Here is a 15,880-nt window from a genome sequence, read left to right as displayed (position 1 = left end):
TTGCAAAAATAGTAGAGCGCTTCTCCCCTCATTGGCAATAGGGATTCTGGGGTGTGTCGTTTTTAGGTATGTCGTTTTTAGATATGGCTCACGGCCGGGCAACGGAGCGCCCATTGCGCTGCCGGAACCAGGCGGGAAGGGAGGAGGGTGATCGCTGATGGGCAACTTTATCGACTCAGGCGGTGCCACGGGCACCAGCTTGAATATCGCAAGCTGCTACCATCGCGCCATTGTCACCCTGAGTAGAGCACCATGAATCGCCGTAAGAAAATCAAGCAGCTGTTAAAAGCCCACGCGAAAAAGGCCAGCGCCAAGCTGGCCCCAGTCAACAAGGACAAGTACATCAGCAAAGCCGACCGCTTGAAGCTGGCGGCTGAAGCCAGTCAGGATCCAAGCAGCCCGGTCGAGAGCTGATCGCGCCTCGACTATTTTGCTGTGCCGCCCTGGGGAATATCGCCACAGAACAGATCGAGATTGCCGTCCTCCGGTGCCGATCGCAGGACGATCGAGTACTGGCCGGCCAGCAACTCTGGCAAGGCGATGGGGGCGCTCCTGGAAAAGGTCCAGCCGGCAACGACGGTGCGTTCGGTATTGACCTTGTCGTTCATCGCATAGGCCACCGGGCCGGGCTGCTGGCAACTGCCCTTATGGATGAAGGTGTAGATGCGCAGGGGCAGGGAGGTGCCGGTGGGCACGCCGCTGATAAAAAAGTCGAACCCGGTCTTCTGGTCCCAATTGGCCAGGGTGGTATTGGCTATTTGCCCGACGTTGTGCCGAGTGGCTGCCAGGGGAATGCTGATCCCGTGCTCGCTTGACGTGGTACAACCAAACAGGCTCGCGCTGACCAGCAGGGCGACCAGTGGATATCTGGGATTCATGACCAACCTCCAGTGTTGAAGAATTGCCATGGGAGATTAGCGGGTATCGCCCAATAGTCGCCTGACGTTCGTCAGCCAGGCCCGCAGCACCCTGCGGGCCTGGCCTGTGTCAATGCACGATCTGCGCCAGGAAGGCCTTGGCCCGTGGGCTTTTCGGGGCGTTGAAGAAGTCTTCCGGCGGGGCGTCCTCGATGATCTGGCCACCGTCGAGAAACAGCACGCGCTCGGCTACTTGCCGGGCAAACCCCATCTCGTGGGTCACGCAGAGCATGGTCATGCCGCTGCCAGCCAGTTTCACCATCACGTCCAGCACTTCGCTGACCATCTCCGGGTCGAGCGCCGAAGTGGGCTCGTCGAACAGCATGATTTTCGGTTCCATGCACAACGCCCGGGCGATGGCCACGCGCTGTTGCTGGCCGCCGGAGAGCTGGCTGGGGTACTTGCCGGCCTGGCTGGCGATCCCGACTTTGTGCAGGAAGTGCTCGGCCAGTTCCTCGGCTTTCTTGCGGCTCAGGCCACGCACCGAGATCGGTGCCAGGGTGCAGTTGTCGAGCACGCTCATGTGCGGGAACAGATTGAAATGCTGGAACACCATGCCCACTTCGCTGCGCACCTTGGCCGCCTCGCGGGTGTTCTGGGACAGGTCGGTGTCATTCACCAGGATCCGGCCTTTCTCGGCGATTTCCAGGCGGTTGATGCAGCGGATCAGGGTCGATTTACCCGAGCCGGAAGGCCCGCACAGGACGATGCGTTCGCCTTCGCGCACTTGCAGGTTGATGTCGTGCAAGACATGGAAGGCGCCATAGAACTTGTTCAGGGCGGCGATATCCACCACTACCTTACGGGTGTCGGGTTGCACGGCCAGCGGCGTATCGATACGGGCAGAGAGGGCAGGCATGGTCGGGTCTCCGGCAATCAATGGAAGCGCTCGGCGCTGTAAGGGGCAGGGTCGGTGAACGGGGTGGCGCCGGTCATCATTTCGGCCAGCAAACGGCCGCAGACCGGGCCGAGGGTCAGGCCGTGGTGGGCGTGGCCGAAGTTAAACCACAGGCCCGGGTGCCGCGCTGCCGGGCCGATCACCGGGCACATGTCCGGCAGGCACGGGCGGCGGCCCAGCCAAGGTTCGGCGTCCAGGCGTTCGCCCAGCGGGTAGAACTTGCGCGCCAGCTCTTCGCAGCGGCGCAACTGGATTTCGTTGATCGGGTCGTCACTGTCGGCGAACTCGATCCCGGTGGTCAGACGCACGCCACCCACCATCGGCGCCAGCACGTAACCGCCGATAGGGTCGAGCAAGGGTTGTTGCAGGCAACTGCCTGGCAGGGCGGCATAGTGCATGTGATAGCCGCGCTTGATCGCCAGCGGAATCTTGTAGCCCAGGGGTTCGAAGACGCCTCGGGCTTGCGGACCGAGGGCGACCACGGCTTCGTCGCCGATCACCAGGCCCTGCTCGGTCTGTACCTGCCATTTGCCTTCGCCCTGGCGCAGGGAGAGGGCATCGCCGAGGACAAACACGCCGCCGCGTTCGACGAACAGTTCGGCGTACCCACGGGTCAGGCCGCCGGGATCGCTGACGGTCTTGGGGTCGAGCCAGTGGATGCCACCGATCACGCTGCTGTGCAGGCCGGGTTGGCGCGCCCGCAGTTCGTCGCGGTCGAGCACCTGGTAATTGAGGCCAAAGCGCTGCAGTGCTGCGGCGTCCTGCTGCGCCTTGAAGAAAGCCGGGATCGAGCTGTAGGCCTCGACCCAACCGCCGGCCTGGATCAAATGGTCCATGCCGGCTGGCGTCGAGAGCAGGTCATGTTCACTGACACAACGTTCCACCAGCGGCAGCATGGCCTTGGTCGCCATGGCCAGGCCCTTGGCCCCGGAGTGCCGCCAGTATTGCAGCAACCAGGGACCGGCCTTGGGCAGGTGCTTGAGGCTGTAGCGCACGTCCGATTGCTGGTTGCGGGCGTAGCGCAGCAGGCTCGACAGCTCGCGGGGGAACGAATAGGGAATCACGCTGGCGCGCTCGATCAGCCCGGCGTTGCCGTGGCTGGTGCCTTTGCCCGGCTGCTGGCGGTCGATAAGCACCACCTGGCGGCCACGGGCCTGTAACTGGAGGGCGGTACTGACGCCGACAATCCCGGCGCCCAGAACGATGGTTTGGCAATGCATGGGTAGATCCTTGATGCTGGGGCGCCCACGGCAGCCCGAGAAAAAACCGGTTTACTGCAAGTGGCGGCCGAGGCGGCCTTCCAGGGCTTTGAGGCTGCGTCGCACCACTTCCACGATCAGCAGGTACAGCACCGCGGCCCAGAGGTAGATCTGGAAGTCGAAACTGCGCGAGAAGGCCAGTTTGGTCACCCCCATCAAGTCGTAGATGGTCACCAGCGAGGCAATGGCGCTGGCCTTGATCATCAGGATCAGTTCGTTGCCCAGGGGGCCGATGGCCACCAGCAGCGATTGCGGCAGGACGACTTTGCGAAAGGTGGTCCAGCGCGACAGGCTCAGGGCGTTGCAGGCTTCGCGTTGCCCCTGGGCCACGGCCATGATGCTGCCCCGCAGGATCTCCGCCTGATAGGCCGCGGTGTTCAGGGTGAACGCCAGCAGGGTGCAGAACCAGGCGTCACGGAAGAACCACCAGAGGCCGACGTCCTGCCAGAAGCCTTTGAACGAACCCAGGCCGTAATACAGCATGAACAGTTGGGCCAGCAGCGGCGAGCCACGGAAGAAGTACACATAGACGCCGGCAAAACGGCTGAGAAAGCGGTTGCCCGACAACCGCGCCAGGGCAATCAGCAGGCCGAGCAGGGCACCGAGGGTGAAGGAAATAGCCACCAGTTTGGCGGTGACCAACAGCCCGTCTATGAAGCGTGGACCATAACGTTCCAGCAACTCAGGGCTGAGGAACAGACTCTGCAATTCAGCCAGGCTCATGGGCGCACGCTCCGTTGATGGCGGCTGAAATGCTGTTCCAGGTACTGGAATAGGCGGCCGGAAATCGCCGAGAAGAACAGGTAGCCAAAGCAGGCCACGGTGTAGAACAACATCGGTTCCTTGGTCACGCTGACGGCCAGGTTGGTCTGGCGCATCAGGTCGACCAGCGAGATGGTCGACACCAGCGAAGTGTCCTTGAGCAACGACAGCCAGTTGTTCGACAGGCCCGGCAGGGCGATGCGCACCAGTTGCGGCAGCACCACTTTGGTAAAGGTGGTGCGCCGGGACAGGCCGAGGGCGGCAGCGGCTTCGAACTGGCCCTTGGGCACGGTCTTGAAGGCGCCCAGCCAGATCTGGCTGGAGAACGCAGCGAACACCAGGCTGAACGCGATCATGGCGGCGACGAAGGGGTTGATCGCCACTTCAGCCTCGTAGCCCATCACCGACAACAGTTTCTGCGCGCCGATCTGGCAGCCGTAGTAAATGATCAGCAGGGTCAACAGTTCGGGCAGGCCACGGAACACGGTGGCAAACACCGTGCTCATGGCGCGCGGCCAGCGACGTCGGGAGCGGGCGGCCAAGGCCAGGCCCAACCCCAGTGGCAAGCCGATCGGCAGACAGCTCAAGGCCAGGACGATGGTCACCAGGGCGCCGGCCAGCAAGGCTGAGCCCCAGCCGCCGCTGGCGAAGGAAAGCAGTGACAGGTTTTCGAACATGCTCGAACCCTCTCGGTAAATTAGGCCCGCACGCGTGCACCGCCGCCGGTGGGCGCGCGGTGCAGCAGGTCGGCAAGGAACGCCCCGCAGGCTGGCCTGGGGGGCAGGGGATCAGTAGATGTCGAACGCGAAGTAGCGGCTGGAGATCTTCTTGTAGGTGCCGTCGGCGACGATTTCATCCAGCGCCTTGTTGAAACGTTCGCGCAGTGCATCGTCACCCTTGCGTACCGCGATGGAGGCGTCGGCGGTGGTGCCGTTGACATCGCCGATGATCTTGCAGCAGTCCTTGCCGGCGCTGTCGATCCAGGCCAGCAGTGGGAACTTGTCGGCAATCACCCCGTCGACGCGGCCGGCAGCCAGGTCGCTGTTGGCTTCATCCAGGGTCGGGTAGAACTTGACGTCGGCGCCAGCCGGGCCGTAGTGATCTTCGGCGTAGATGGCCTGGGTCGAGGAGGCCTGGGCACCCACGGTGCGACCTTTGAAATCGGTCTGGGCGTCGGAGATGTCCGAGTCCTTGGGCACGGCCACGGACAGCGGAGTGCGGTAGTAGTGGTTAGTGAAATCGATCTTCTGCTTGCGCTCGTCGGTGGCGATCATCGAGGCGACCACGGCGTCGTATTTCTTCGCCATCAGCGCCGGGATAATCCCTTCCCAGTCCTGGGCGACGATCTTGCATTGGACTTTCATGCGTTCACACAGCGCGTTGGCAATGTCCACATCGAAACCGTGCAGCTTGTTGTCCGAGTCGACATAGTTGAACGGCGGGTAAGCGCCTTCGGTGGCGATCTTCAGGACTTCAGCCTGCGCGCCGGAGGCCCCGGCCAGGACCATTGCACATGCACTGGCAAAGCGAATGACGTGTTTCATCTAGCACCTCGATTTATTGTTTTGAGCTTGGTGATGATGTGTATCCAACGAACTCGTTGTGCAGGAGCGCAACGGCGGCAAGACGTTTTTCCACTTCCGGGCCCAGCTGTTTGCAGACGTCGTTGACCAGCAGGTGCACCAACGACAGCATCGCGGCGGTCGACTCCCAGAAGAGGTTGAACTCGGTGGGCACGCGGAACACTTCGTCGGCGTTCTGCTCGGCCCAGTCGCAAAAGGTGTCGGTGACCAGCGTCACCGGGATGCCCGCCTCGCGGGCCTTGCGGCACAGGGTCAGGGCATGGCGTGAATAGCGGCGGGCTTCGAACACCACCAGGGCGCTGTCATCGGGCAGGCTGAGCAGCACGTCGGCGTAATGCCCGGCAGCGCCGTCGACCCAGTGCACGTCATCGCGCAGGTACTGCAGCAAGTGCACCATGGAGGCGGCGATGCCCCGTTCGGTCTGGAACCCGGCGACGAACACCTTGCGCCGGCTGGCCAGGCGCTGGCTGACGGCGTGCCAGGTGGGGGTCAGGCTGTATTCGTAGACCTTGACCAGCGCCGCCACTTCCAGCTCGAAGCTGCGGGGCAGGCCCTGCGGACCCTGGCTGGCCTGCTGGCGGAATTCCTGCAAACGGTCGCCTACCAGCCACGGGCCATCGCCCAGGTCGGCCTTGAGGTCGTTTTTCAGGTCTTTGAAGTGGCTGTAGCCGATGGAGCGACAGAAGCGCCCGACGCTGGATTCACTGACGTTCAACTTCGCGGCAATGTCGGCAGCGGTCTGGAACGGCAGTTCATAGAGGTTGGCCAGCATGTAGTTGGCAATCGCCCGGCCAGAGGCGGCGGCGGTTGACAGACTGCTTTCAAGGCGTTGTTTGATGGGCTGGCTCAAGGCTGTTTCCTGTTGTTATTCAGCGCTTGGGAAGGAAAATGGATGTTTTCTGTCATAAAGTCAATATTTGACAGATAACTGTCATCGCCGGATAGTTCGCCCATAACAACAAATCGCCCGGAGCTTCAGAATGTCCCACGCCAACACCGCTTTGCCCGAAGTGCAAAGCCTTTCACTTGCCGACCTGACTGAGCTGCTGCAGCGCATCTTTGAACAGCACGGCACCTCGTCGGAAGTCGCCCAGGTACTGGCGCACAACTGTGCCAGCGCCCAGCGCGACGGCGCCCACAGTCACGGGGTGTTCCGCATTCCCGGTTACCTGTCGTCGTTGGCCAGTGGCTGGGTGGATGGTCGGGCCGTGCCGGTGGTGGAGGATGTGGCTTCGGGTTTTGTCCGGGTCGACGCGGCCAAAGGTTTTGCCCAGCCGGCCTTGGCCGCAGCCCGTGGCTTGCTGGTCGAAAAGGCCCGCAGTGCCGGCATCGCGGTGTTGGCGATCCGCAACTCGCACCATTTCGCCGCGCTCTGGCCGGACGTCGAACCCTTCGCCGAAGAGGGCCTGGTGGCCTTGAGCGTGGTCAACAGCATGACCTGCGTGGTGCCCCATGGCGCGCAACGGCCGCTGTTCGGCACCAACCCGATTGCCTTTGCCGCACCGCGTGCCGGTGGCGAGCCGATCGTCTTTGACCTGGCGACCAGCGCCATCGCCCACGGCGATGTGCAGATCGCCGCGCGTCAGGGTCAATTGCTGCCCGAGGGCATGGGCGTCGACAGCCTGGGCCAGCCGACCCGGGACCCCAAGGCAATCCTCAACGGCGGCGCGCTGCTGCCGTTTGGCGGGCACAAGGGTTCGGCCCTGTCGATGATGGTGGAACTGTTGGCGGCGGCCCTGACCGGCGGCAACTTCTCGTTCGAGTTCGACTGGTCGAACCATCCCGGGGCACAAACCCCCTGGACCGGTCAGTTGCTGATCGTGATCGATCCGAGCAAGACCGCCGGCAACCACTTCGCCAGCCGTAGCGAAGAACTGGTGCAGCAGATGCGCGGCGTCGGCCTGCAACGCATGCCAGGCGACCGACGGTATCAGGAACGGGCCAAATCCCTGGCCGATGGCATCAGCCTGCCTGCAGCCGAGTTGGCGCGGCTGCGTGAACTGGCGAGCGCGCGCTAGGCAAAGGTGTATCCGACCTTGCAGGTGTATACAAAATCTGTGAGCAACCAAATTCATTGTGGGAGCGAGCGCCCGCTTGCGGCTTGCTCGCGATGAGGCCAGCACAGCCAACATCTATGTTGCCTGACACACCGCTATCGCGAGCAGGCTCGCTCCTACAGGTTTGATGTGGTGTATACAAAATCTGTGAGCAACCAAATTCACTGTAGGAGCGAGCCTGCTCGCGATGAGGCCAGCACAGCCAACATCGCTGGCGCCTGACACACCGCCATCGCGGGCAAGCCCGCTCCCACAGGTTTGGTATGGGTGTATACAAAATCTGTGAGTAGCCAAATTCATTGTGGGAGCGAGCCTGCTCGCGATGAGGCCAGCACAGCCAACATCGCTGGCGCCTGACACACCGCCATCGCGGGCGAGCCCGCTCCCACAGGTTTGATGTGGTATATACAAAATCTGTGAACAGCCAAAATCACTGTGGGAGCGGGCTTGCCCGCGATGAGGCCGGCACAGTCAACATCCATGGCACCTGACACCCCCACCGGTTTGGTGGGTTGAAACTGCCGTCCTGCATGCCCCGCCCCGTTATAACTGACCCCTTCCCATGCCCTGGCCAGGGCGCAAACGCTTTCTGCTCTTTCGATCTGCAGTCAGTGAAGGCACAATGCGCATCCTTTTTTGGCTAGCCTTGCCGGAGGCCTCGAAATGATTAAGACGCCGTACTACCTGATCGATAAACAAAAGCTGCTGGCGAACATGCAGAAGATCGCCTATGTGCGCGAGCAGTCCGGGGCCAAGGCCCTGTTGGCGCTCAAGTGCTTCGCCACCTGGTCGGTGTTCGACCTGATGGAGCAGTACATGGATGGCACCACCTCGTCCTCGCTCTACGAGCTCAAGCTCGGCCGCCAGAAATTTGCCGGCGAGACCCACGCCTACAGCGTGGCCTGGGCCGACGATGAGATCGAGGAGATGCTCGCCAACTGCGACAAGATCATCTTCAACTCCATTGGCCAGCTGCAGCGCTTTGCCGAGGCGTCCGAAGGCAAGGTTCGCGGTCTGCGGGTCAACCCGCAGGTGAGCAGCTCCGACTACCTGCTGGCAGACCCGGCGCGTCCATACAGCCGCCTGGGCGAGTGGGACCCGGTCAAGGTCGAGGCGGTCATCGAGCAGATCTCCGGCTTCATGTTCCACAACAACTGCGAGAACGGCGACTTTGGCCTGTTCGACCAGATGCTGTGCACCATCGAGGAGCGCTTCGGTCACCTGCTGCACAAGGTCGAGTGGGTCAGCCTGGGCGGCGGTATTCACTTCACCGGTGAAGACTATGCCCTCGACCAGTTCTGCGCGCGCCTCAAGGCTTTTTCGCAGAAGTACGGCGTGCAGGTCTACCTGGAGCCGGGCGAAGCTGCCATCACCCAGAGCGCTTCGCTGGAAGTCACCGTGCTCGACACCCTCTACAACGGCAAGCACCTGGCCGTCGTGGACAGCTCCATCGAAGCGCACATGCTCGATCTGCTGATCTACCGCCTGAACGCCAAGCTGGCGCCGAGCGAGGGTGAACACACCTACATGGTGTGCGGCAAATCCTGCCTGGCCGGGGATATCTTTGGTGAGTATCAGTTTGCTGCACCGTTGGCGATTGGCGACCGTCTGTCGTTTGTCGATGCCGCGGGTTACACCATGGTCAAGAAAAACTGGTTCAACGGCCTGAAAATGCCGTCCATCGTAGTGAAACAACTCGATGGTAGTGTCGAGCTGGTTCGTGAGTTTGGTTTCGACGATTACTTGTCCAGCCTTTCGTAAGCTGGCGCAGAAGGAGAGAGAGAAAAATTGAAGAAGAACGTACTTATCATTGGTGCAGGAGGTGTCGCCAAGGTGGTGGCCCACAAGTGCGCGCAGCACAACGATGAACTCGGTCGTATTGCTATCGCGTCGCGCAACATCTCCAAATGCCAGGCCATCATCGACAGCGTCAAGGCCAAGGGCAGCCTCAAAGTGCCCGCCGATATCCAGGCTTTTGCCCTGGACGCCATGGATGTCGAAGCGACCAAGACGCTGATCCGCGAAACCGAATCGCAGATCGTCATCAACGTTGGTTCCGCGTTCCTCAACATGTCGGTGCTGCGTGCCTGCATCGATACCGGTGTCGCCTACCTGGACACCGCCATCCACGAAGAGCCGGGCAAGATCTGTGAAACGCCGCCCTGGTATGGCAACTACGAGTGGAAACACCTCGAGGAATGCCAGCAGAAGAACGTCACCGCCATTCTCGGCGTGGGCTTCGACCCGGGTGTGGTCAACGCCTATGCAGCCCTGGCGCAACAACAGTATTTCGACCGCATTGATTCGATCGACATTCTCGACGTCAATGCCGGTTCCCACGGCAAATATTTCGCCACCAATTTCGACCCGGAAATCAACTTCCGCGAATTCACCGGACAGGTGTGGAGCTGGCAGGACAGCCAGTGGACCAGCAACACCATGTTCGAAGTCAAACGCACCGACGACCTGCCAGTGGTCGGCGCGCAGAACCTCTACCTCACCGGTCACGATGAAGTGCACTCCCTGTCGAAGAACCTCGGCGTGGCCAACGTGCGTTTCTGGATGAGCTTCGGCGAGCACTACATCAATGTGTTCACCGTACTCAAGAACCTTGGCCTGCTCTCCGAGCAACCGGTCAAGACTGCCGAAGGCCTGGAAGTGGTGCCGTTGAAAGTGGTCAAGGCCGTGCTGCCAGACCCAAGTTCGCTGGCGCCTGGCTACACCGGCAAGACCTGCATCGGCGACCTGGTCAAGGGCACCAAGGATGGCCAGCCGCGTGAAGTGTTCATCTACAACGTGGCTGATCACGAGGAGGCCTATGCCGAAACCGACAGCCAGGGCATTTCCTACACCGCTGGCGTGCCACCTGTAGCCGCCGCCTTGCTGGTCGCCCGTGGCGAGTGGGACGTGCAACGCATGGTCAACGTCGAGGAGCTGCCAGCCGAGCCGTTCCTCAAGGCGCTGGACGTGATGGGCTTGCCGACCCGCATCAAGGATGAGCGTGGCGATCGTCCATGGGACAGCAAAGCCTGAGGCCTTCCAGGTCCTGGTAACTGCCCCGCGCACAAGAACGCCGCTCATTGAGCGGCGTTTTGTTTTCCAGCACAGGACCGGTGGGCGAGCGTCCCTCTGTGCACTTCTTATTACAAGGGCTAGACTAGTGGCATATAACCACAATAACGACGTGACTTGCCTGCATGAGAATCCATCCACTTCCACCCCTCAATAGTTTGATTGCTTTTGAGGCCGCAGCGCGGCACATGAGTTTCACGTTGGCGGCGCATGAATTAAACGTTACCCAAGGCGCGATCAGTCGCCAGGTCCGTTTGCTCGAAGATTACCTGGGTAAAACCCTATTTATACGCACGACCCGTACTCTGCAACTAAGCCCGGCCGCCAGCCAGTATTACGAAGCGGTTCGCAATTCATTGCTGGGCGTGGCGCAAGCCACCGGCGAAATACGCCAATGGCAGGGGGCCGAGCAAGTAACGGTGGCCACCAGTACGGCCATGGCATCACTCTGGTTATTGCCCAAAGTCACCCAGTTCCAGCGCGAAAACGAAGAGATCGACCTGCGGATCATCGCCCACGACCAGGTCAAGGATTTCTCCCGGCTGGACTGTGACCTGGCCTTGTATTACTGCCGTACACCGCCGCCGAACATGCAGGTAACGCCCTTGTTTTGCGAGGAGGTGTACCCGGTTTGCAGCCCGGCCTACCTGGCCCAGCACCCGCATTTGAGCAAGCCTGAAGACCTGGCCGGCTTGACCTGGCTGTACCTCGATGACCCGCAGCGGGACTGGATCGGCTGGTCCGACTGGTTGCTCAGCCAGGGCCTGAACAAGGTCGAGCCAAAGCGCCGAATCAATATCAATAGTTACTCGATGCTGATCCAGTCGGCAATCAACGGGCAGGGCATTGCCCTGGCCTGGTCGAACCTGGTCGATGACCCTTTGCGCACCGGCGCATTGGTACGACCGCTGGAGGCGGTATTAACGACCGAGGCGCAGTTCTGTTTGCTGGAACCGTTGTCCCGGGGGGCTATGCGCCAGAGTGTGAAGTGCTTTAGAAGTTGGTTGTTGAATCAACTTCCGCCTTCGAAAGACTCCGTCTAAGAATCGCAAAAAGTTAAACTTGCCGATAACAACAAGTTGCTCATATATTCGCGCGCCCCTGCAATTAGCAAGTTTCAAGGCAAAAAACAAGGTGGGCGAATTTATGACTAAAAGTCATGAATCGCCCCGCAAATATCGTTTGTCGAGACCACTCCTGTTTTCCCAAACTGGCTGCCAACGGACAGTGGCCAGTGGGCCTGCCGATCTTTCCAAACCGTGCCCAGCAGGGGAAAACAATAATGAGCAACAACCGCCAAATTCCTGTGCATCACCTTGAAACCGTACTTAACCCGATCCATGAGGCCACCGGGCTGAGCAACGAGTTCTACACCGATCAACATTTCTTCGAACTGGAACGTGATCAGGTCATGGGCAAGACCTGGGCCTGTGTCGGTTTCGCCAGCGACCTGGTCAAGGCCGGTTCGGTCAAGCCGATTGATTTCATGGGCCTGCCCCTGCTGCTGATGCGCAACCGTGAAGGCCTGGTGCAGGTATTCCATAACGTTTGCAGTCACCGCGGCATGAAGCTGGTGGAGGAGGCCGGTGAGGTGCAAGGGGTGATTCGCTGCCCTTACCACTCCTGGACCTATGACCTCAACGGCGGCCTGCGTGGCACGCCGCACGTCGGCGGGATCGATCAGCACAAGGACGAGCGCTTCGCCTGCGAAAAGCACGGCCTGAAAGCCATCCGCAGCGCGATCTGGATGGACATGGTGTTCATCAACCTGTCGGGCGACGCCCAGCCACTCGAGGACATGCTCGCGCCACTGACCACGCGCTGGACCCAGTTCCTTGGCGAGGACGGCATGAGCCTGCTGCGTCGCCGTGCGGGCCAGGACCAGACCACCCTGGACATCAACTGCAACTGGAAGCTGGCGGTGGAGAACTACTGCGAGGCCTATCACCTGCCGTGGGTGCACCCGAGCCTGAACTCCTATTCACGCCTGGAAGACCACTACAACATCCTGTTCGACGAGCATTTCGCCGGCCAGGGCAGCTACGCCTACAACCTCTCGGATGTCGCCGGGACCCACCTGCCGAAGTTCCCGGCGTGGCCCCAGGACCGTCTGCGCAACGCCGAATATGTAGCATTTTTCCCCAACGTGCTGCTGGGCATCCAGGCCGACCACGCCTTTGCCATGCAGCTTGAGCCGGTTGCGCCGGGACGCACCATCGAGCACCTGCGCCTGTTCTATGTGGGTGACGAAGCGGCCACCAGCGATGAGTTCGCCGCCTGCCGCGCAGCGATTCTCGAGTCCTGGAAAGTGGTGTTCCAGGAAGACATCAGCTCGGTGGAAGGCATGCAGAAAGGCCGTTTCTCCCCAGGCTACAAAGGTGGCGCGTTCTCTCCGGAAATGGACATCCCGACGCACTTCTTCCACCAGTGGGCTGCACGTCAGTTGCTCGCCACCACGCCGTCTGCCTGAGGAGGAGCGCCCATGTATCCGATAGCCTCGCACTGGCTCAACTACATCGACGGTGAATGGAGCGACAGTACCCAGCACTTGAAAGTCCACAACCCGGGCAATGGCGAGTTGCTCGCAACCATCGCCCAGGCCGGTCTGGCAGACGCCGAGCGCGCCTTGGCGGCGGCCCGGCGCTGTGCCGACAGCGGTGAAATGACCCGAGTGCGCCCGGCGCAACGCGTTACTTGGCTGCTGCGCATCGCCGAAGAAATTCGCGCCGTGGCCGACGAGGGCGCCTGGGTGCTGTGCCAGGAGAACGGCAAGCGCCTGTGCGACGCCAGGGACGAGTTCGTCGAGGCGGCGCGGTACTTCGAGTATTACGCCGGGATGGCGGACAAGATCGAGGGCACCTCGATCCCGCTGGGCAACGGTTACATGGACTTTACCCTGTACGACCCGATGGGCGTTTCGGCGCAGATCGTGCCCTGGAACTTCCCGGTTTCGATCTGTGCGCGTTCCCTGGCCCCGGCGTTGGCGGCGGGTAACGCGGTGGTCATCAAGTCGCCTGAGCTTTCACCGTTGGGCCTGTGTGTACTGATCGGCGCCATCAGCAAAGCGGGCTTGCCGCGAGGCGCGGTCAACCTGATCTGCGGCCGAGGCCGTGAGGTCGGGGCGCACTTGGTCAGCCACCGTGCGGTGGACCAGATTGTGTTCACCGGTTCCGTGCCTACCGGGCAGTCGATCTTGCGGGATGCCGCCCAACACGCGATTCCCAGCGTGATGGAGTTGGGGGGCAAGTCGGCGGCGATTGCCTTCGCCGATGCCGACCCCGAGCAACTGCTGGCCAGCGTCCAGTCGGGGATTTTCTTCAATGCCGGCCAGGTCTGTTCAGCGATGTCCCGGCTGCTGGTGCAGCGCGAGATTTATGAGCAAGTGGTCGAGTCCGTGGTCGCCATGGCCGAAGGGCTCAGCGTCGGGATCGGCCAGGACGACGCGGACCTCACGCCCGTGGTCAGTGCCGGACAACTGGCAGGTATCGAAGACCTGTGTCGCCGCGCTGTGGCGCAAGGTGCGGTAGCGGCCACCGGTGGCCAGGCATTGCCTGACCGAGCCGGTCACTTCATGGCCCCGACGGTGTTCCGCGATGTGCGTCCCGACATGTGCATTGCCCAGGAAGAGGTGTTTGGCCCGGTGCTGGCGGTGATCCCTTTCGACACCGAGGAGGAAGCGATCGCCATCGCCAACGGTACCGAGTTCGGCCTGGTGGCGGGGGTGTTCACCCAGGACATCAGCCGGGCGATGCGCTGCACCCGGCGCCTGAGGGCCGGCCAGGTGTTCGTCAACGAATGGTACGCCGGGGGAATCGAAACCCCGTTTGGTGGCGTCGGGCTGTCGGGTTTTGGCCGGGAAAAGGGCCAGGAAGCCTTGTACAGCTATGTGCGCACCAAGAACGTAGCGATCCGGGTTGCGGGGGAGTGAGCGCCATGTACAAGACTTGGCTGTGTATCGTCTGTGGCCTGATCTACGACGAGGCGCTGGGCTGGCCCCAGGACGGCATCGTCGCCGGCACGCGCTGGGAGGATGTGCCCGAAGACTGGCTGTGCCCCGAATGCCACGTCGGCAAGGCGGATTTCGAGATGCTCGATATCAGTGAGCATGTTGCGCCGGCCGCCGTCGCCAGTGTGCCGTTGCCCACCCCGGTGATAGCTCCTGCCGCGCTGTTGCCGACCCAGCCGATCGTCATCATCGGCAGCGGTTACGCCGGTTACGGCCTGGCCCAGGCATTGCGCAAGGCCGACCCTAGGGTGGAGATCTGCGTGCTGACCCAGGACTGCGGGCACTTGTATTCCAAGCCGGCACTGTCGATCGGGCTGGCCCAGGGCAAAGACGCCGAGGCATTGGCCAGCGAGTCGCCGATGGCCATCGAGCGGCGCCTGAACATCCGCGTCTATGCGCATTGCCAGGTGCAGCGCATTGACAGCGCGGCGCGGCGCTTGAGCACCAGTTTGGGTGAGATGGACTACGGCCAGTTGGTCCTCGCCAGCGGCGCGATGCCGCTGCGCCTGGCGATCGAGGGCGACACCAGTGCCGTGCTCAGCGTCAACAATTTGCACGACTACCGACAGTTTCGTCAGCGCCTGAGCAGCGTGCAGCGTGTCGCCATCCTGGGCGACGGCCTGATCGGTTGCGAGTTTGCCAACGACCTGGCCAGCAACGGCGTGCAAGTCGATGTCATCGGCCTCGGTCGCTGGCCCATGGAGCGGCTGCTGCCGGTCGAGGCCGGCCAGAAGTTGCAGCACGCCCTCAGCGAATTGGGAGTGAACTGGTATCTGCAGAACACCCTGCAGGCCATCGAGCCAACGGCCCAGGGTTACGGCTTGCAACTCGCCGACGGGCAACGCATCGAGGCTGACCTGGTGTTGTCTGCCGTCGGGCTGCGGCCGGACCTCAGCCTGGCAGAGAGTGCCGGGGTGACAGTTGGCAGGGGCATTCAAGTGGACTCGCGGTTGCAGACTTCCCAGCCGGGGATCTACGCCCTGGGCGATTGCATCGAAATCGCCGGGCAGTTGTTGCCGTATCTGGCACCGATCAACCAGGGTATCCAGGCACTCAGCCAGACCTTGCTCGGCCGGCCTACGGCCGTCGATTACCCGTTGATGCCGGTGACGGTCAAGACCCCGGTAGCGCCGCTGTGCCTGCTGCCGCCCGCGGCGGGTTGCGTGGGGGAATGGCGCTGCACCTTGACCGAGGACGGGGTGAGTGCCGGTTTCCATGACGTCGACGGCGCGCTGCAAGGTTTTGTCCTGCTCGGTCGCCAGGCGCAAGCCCAACGCAGCCGTTTGCTGCAGTCCTGCCAGAACTCCCAACAGGCTGTAGCCTGAG

15 protein-coding genes and 1 pseudogene are annotated in these 15,880 nt (G+C 61.9%); 9 read left to right on the top strand and 7 right to left on the bottom strand.

Going from position 1 to position 15,880, the window contains the following annotated elements:
* Positions 1–252: 252 nt before the first annotated feature.
* On the top strand, positions 253–414 hold the full coding sequence (locus ACM6IP_RS02140) for a DUF2986 domain-containing protein (RefSeq protein WP_095170777.1): 162 nt from the start codon (positions 253–255) through the stop codon (positions 412–414).
* 11 nt (positions 415–425) lie between these two features.
* Here ACM6IP_RS02140 and ACM6IP_RS02135 read toward each other — a convergent pair whose 3' ends face one another.
* The 7 genes from ACM6IP_RS02135 to ACM6IP_RS02105 form a co-directional block, all read right to left on the bottom strand.
* The gene (locus tag ACM6IP_RS02135) at positions 426–878 is read right to left on the bottom strand and encodes a hypothetical protein (RefSeq protein WP_414860857.1); all 453 of its coding nucleotides are present in this window, start codon (positions 876–878) and stop codon (positions 426–428) included.
* Between the two features lie 109 nt (positions 879–987).
* Positions 988–1,776 (bottom strand): amino acid ABC transporter ATP-binding protein, encoded by a 789-nt coding sequence (locus tag ACM6IP_RS02130; protein WP_414860856.1) that lies wholly within the window; start codon positions 1,774–1,776, stop codon positions 988–990.
* A gap of 17 nt (positions 1,777–1,793) precedes the next feature.
* Positions 1,794–3,035 (bottom strand): NAD(P)/FAD-dependent oxidoreductase, encoded by a 1,242-nt coding sequence (locus ACM6IP_RS02125; RefSeq protein WP_095170773.1) that lies wholly within the window; start codon positions 3,033–3,035, stop codon positions 1,794–1,796.
* Positions 3,036–3,086: 51 nt separating this feature from the next.
* Complete coding sequence (locus ACM6IP_RS02120) at positions 3,087–3,797, bottom strand: ABC transporter permease (protein ID WP_095170771.1); 711 nt, start codon at positions 3,795–3,797, stop codon at positions 3,087–3,089.
* On the bottom strand, positions 3,794–4,513 hold the full coding sequence (locus tag ACM6IP_RS02115; RefSeq protein WP_095170769.1) for an ABC transporter permease: 720 nt from the start codon (positions 4,511–4,513) through the stop codon (positions 3,794–3,796). The genes ACM6IP_RS02120 and ACM6IP_RS02115 overlap by 4 nt, the downstream gene beginning before the upstream one ends.
* A gap of 111 nt (positions 4,514–4,624) precedes the next feature.
* On the bottom strand, positions 4,625–5,380 hold the full coding sequence (locus ACM6IP_RS02110) for a transporter substrate-binding domain-containing protein (RefSeq protein ID WP_095170761.1): 756 nt from the start codon (positions 5,378–5,380) through the stop codon (positions 4,625–4,627).
* Positions 5,381–5,393: 13 nt separating this feature from the next.
* Positions 5,394–6,269, bottom strand: a complete 876-nt coding sequence (locus ACM6IP_RS02105; RefSeq protein ID WP_401126848.1) for a MurR/RpiR family transcriptional regulator — start codon at positions 6,267–6,269, stop codon at positions 5,394–5,396.
* Positions 6,270–6,399: 130 nt separating this feature from the next.
* Here ACM6IP_RS02105 and ACM6IP_RS02100 point away from each other — a divergent pair, with 130 nt between their 5' ends.
* The 8 genes and pseudogenes from ACM6IP_RS02100 (at position 6,400) to ACM6IP_RS02065 (ending at position 15,879) form a co-directional block, all read left to right on the top strand.
* Positions 6,400–7,437 carry an Ldh family oxidoreductase gene (locus tag ACM6IP_RS02100; protein WP_095170757.1) on the top strand — a complete coding sequence of 346 codons (1,038 nt, stop codon included), beginning with the start codon at positions 6,400–6,402 and terminating at the stop codon, positions 7,435–7,437.
* 702 nt (positions 7,438–8,139) lie between these two features.
* Positions 8,140–9,237 carry a carboxynorspermidine decarboxylase gene (locus ACM6IP_RS02095; RefSeq protein WP_095170755.1) on the top strand — a complete coding sequence of 366 codons (1,098 nt, stop codon included), beginning with the start codon at positions 8,140–8,142 and terminating at the stop codon, positions 9,235–9,237.
* Between the two features lie 27 nt (positions 9,238–9,264).
* Positions 9,265–10,509: a saccharopine dehydrogenase family protein gene (locus tag ACM6IP_RS02090; RefSeq protein ID WP_095170753.1), complete on the top strand. Its 1,245-nt coding sequence runs from the start codon at positions 9,265–9,267 to the stop codon at positions 10,507–10,509.
* A 164-nt stretch (positions 10,510–10,673) separates the two neighbouring features.
* Complete coding sequence (locus ACM6IP_RS02085; RefSeq protein WP_095170751.1) at positions 10,674–11,591, top strand: LysR substrate-binding domain-containing protein; 918 nt, start codon at positions 10,674–10,676, stop codon at positions 11,589–11,591.
* 239 nt (positions 11,592–11,830) lie between these two features.
* Positions 11,831–13,018, top strand: a complete 1,188-nt coding sequence (locus ACM6IP_RS02080) for an aromatic ring-hydroxylating oxygenase subunit alpha (protein WP_174244582.1) — start codon at positions 11,831–11,833, stop codon at positions 13,016–13,018.
* Between the two features lie 12 nt (positions 13,019–13,030).
* Positions 13,031–14,476 (top strand): aldehyde dehydrogenase family protein, encoded by a 1,446-nt coding sequence (locus ACM6IP_RS02075; RefSeq protein WP_414860855.1) that lies wholly within the window; start codon positions 13,031–13,033, stop codon positions 14,474–14,476.
* 5 nt (positions 14,477–14,481) lie between these two features.
* Positions 14,482–14,646: pseudogene (locus ACM6IP_RS02070) on the top strand (rubredoxin); the annotation flags it as partial.
* Positions 14,635–15,879, top strand: coding sequence for an FAD-dependent oxidoreductase (locus ACM6IP_RS02065; protein WP_414860888.1), 1,245 nt, complete (start codon positions 14,635–14,637; stop codon positions 15,877–15,879). The pseudogene ACM6IP_RS02070 and the gene ACM6IP_RS02065, both read left to right, overlap by 12 nt.
* The last annotated feature ends 1 nt before the right edge of the window (position 15,880 follow it).

Source organism: Pseudomonas sp. IT-P176 (assembly GCF_949767245.1).
Taxonomy (GTDB): Bacteria; Pseudomonadota; Gammaproteobacteria; order Pseudomonadales; family Pseudomonadaceae; genus Aquipseudomonas.
This window is presented reverse-complemented; position numbering and strand designations above follow the sequence as displayed.

What these genes read in the sequence shown, in the direction of transcription:
- ACM6IP_RS02140 (WP_095170777.1), top strand. Translation starts at nt 253, where the DNA reads ATGAATCGCCGTAAGAAAATCAAGCAGCTGTTAAAAGCCCACGCGAAA.
- ACM6IP_RS02135 (WP_414860857.1), bottom strand. Translation starts at nt 878, where the DNA reads ATGAATCCCAGATATCCACTGGTCGCCCTGCTGGTCAGCGCGAGCCTG.
- ACM6IP_RS02130 (WP_414860856.1), bottom strand. Translation starts at nt 1,776, where the DNA reads ATGCCTGCCCTCTCTGCCCGTATCGATACGCCGCTGGCCGTGCAACCC.
- ACM6IP_RS02125 (WP_095170773.1), bottom strand. Translation starts at nt 3,035, where the DNA reads ATGCATTGCCAAACCATCGTTCTGGGCGCCGGGATTGTCGGCGTCAGT.
- ACM6IP_RS02120 (WP_095170771.1), bottom strand. Translation starts at nt 3,797, where the DNA reads ATGAGCCTGGCTGAATTGCAGAGTCTGTTCCTCAGCCCTGAGTTGCTG.
- ACM6IP_RS02115 (WP_095170769.1), bottom strand. Translation starts at nt 4,513, where the DNA reads ATGTTCGAAAACCTGTCACTGCTTTCCTTCGCCAGCGGCGGCTGGGGC.
- ACM6IP_RS02110 (WP_095170761.1), bottom strand. Translation starts at nt 5,380, where the DNA reads ATGAAACACGTCATTCGCTTTGCCAGTGCATGTGCAATGGTCCTGGCC.
- ACM6IP_RS02100 (WP_095170757.1), top strand. Translation starts at nt 6,400, where the DNA reads ATGTCCCACGCCAACACCGCTTTGCCCGAAGTGCAAAGCCTTTCACTT.
- ACM6IP_RS02095 (WP_095170755.1), top strand. Translation starts at nt 8,140, where the DNA reads ATGATTAAGACGCCGTACTACCTGATCGATAAACAAAAGCTGCTGGCG.
- ACM6IP_RS02085 (WP_095170751.1), top strand. Translation starts at nt 10,674, where the DNA reads ATGAGAATCCATCCACTTCCACCCCTCAATAGTTTGATTGCTTTTGAG.
- ACM6IP_RS02080 (WP_174244582.1), top strand. Translation starts at nt 11,831, where the DNA reads ATGAGCAACAACCGCCAAATTCCTGTGCATCACCTTGAAACCGTACTT.
- ACM6IP_RS02075 (WP_414860855.1), top strand. Translation starts at nt 13,031, where the DNA reads ATGTATCCGATAGCCTCGCACTGGCTCAACTACATCGACGGTGAATGG.
- ACM6IP_RS02065 (WP_414860888.1), top strand. Translation starts at nt 14,635, where the DNA reads ATGCTCGATATCAGTGAGCATGTTGCGCCGGCCGCCGTCGCCAGTGTG.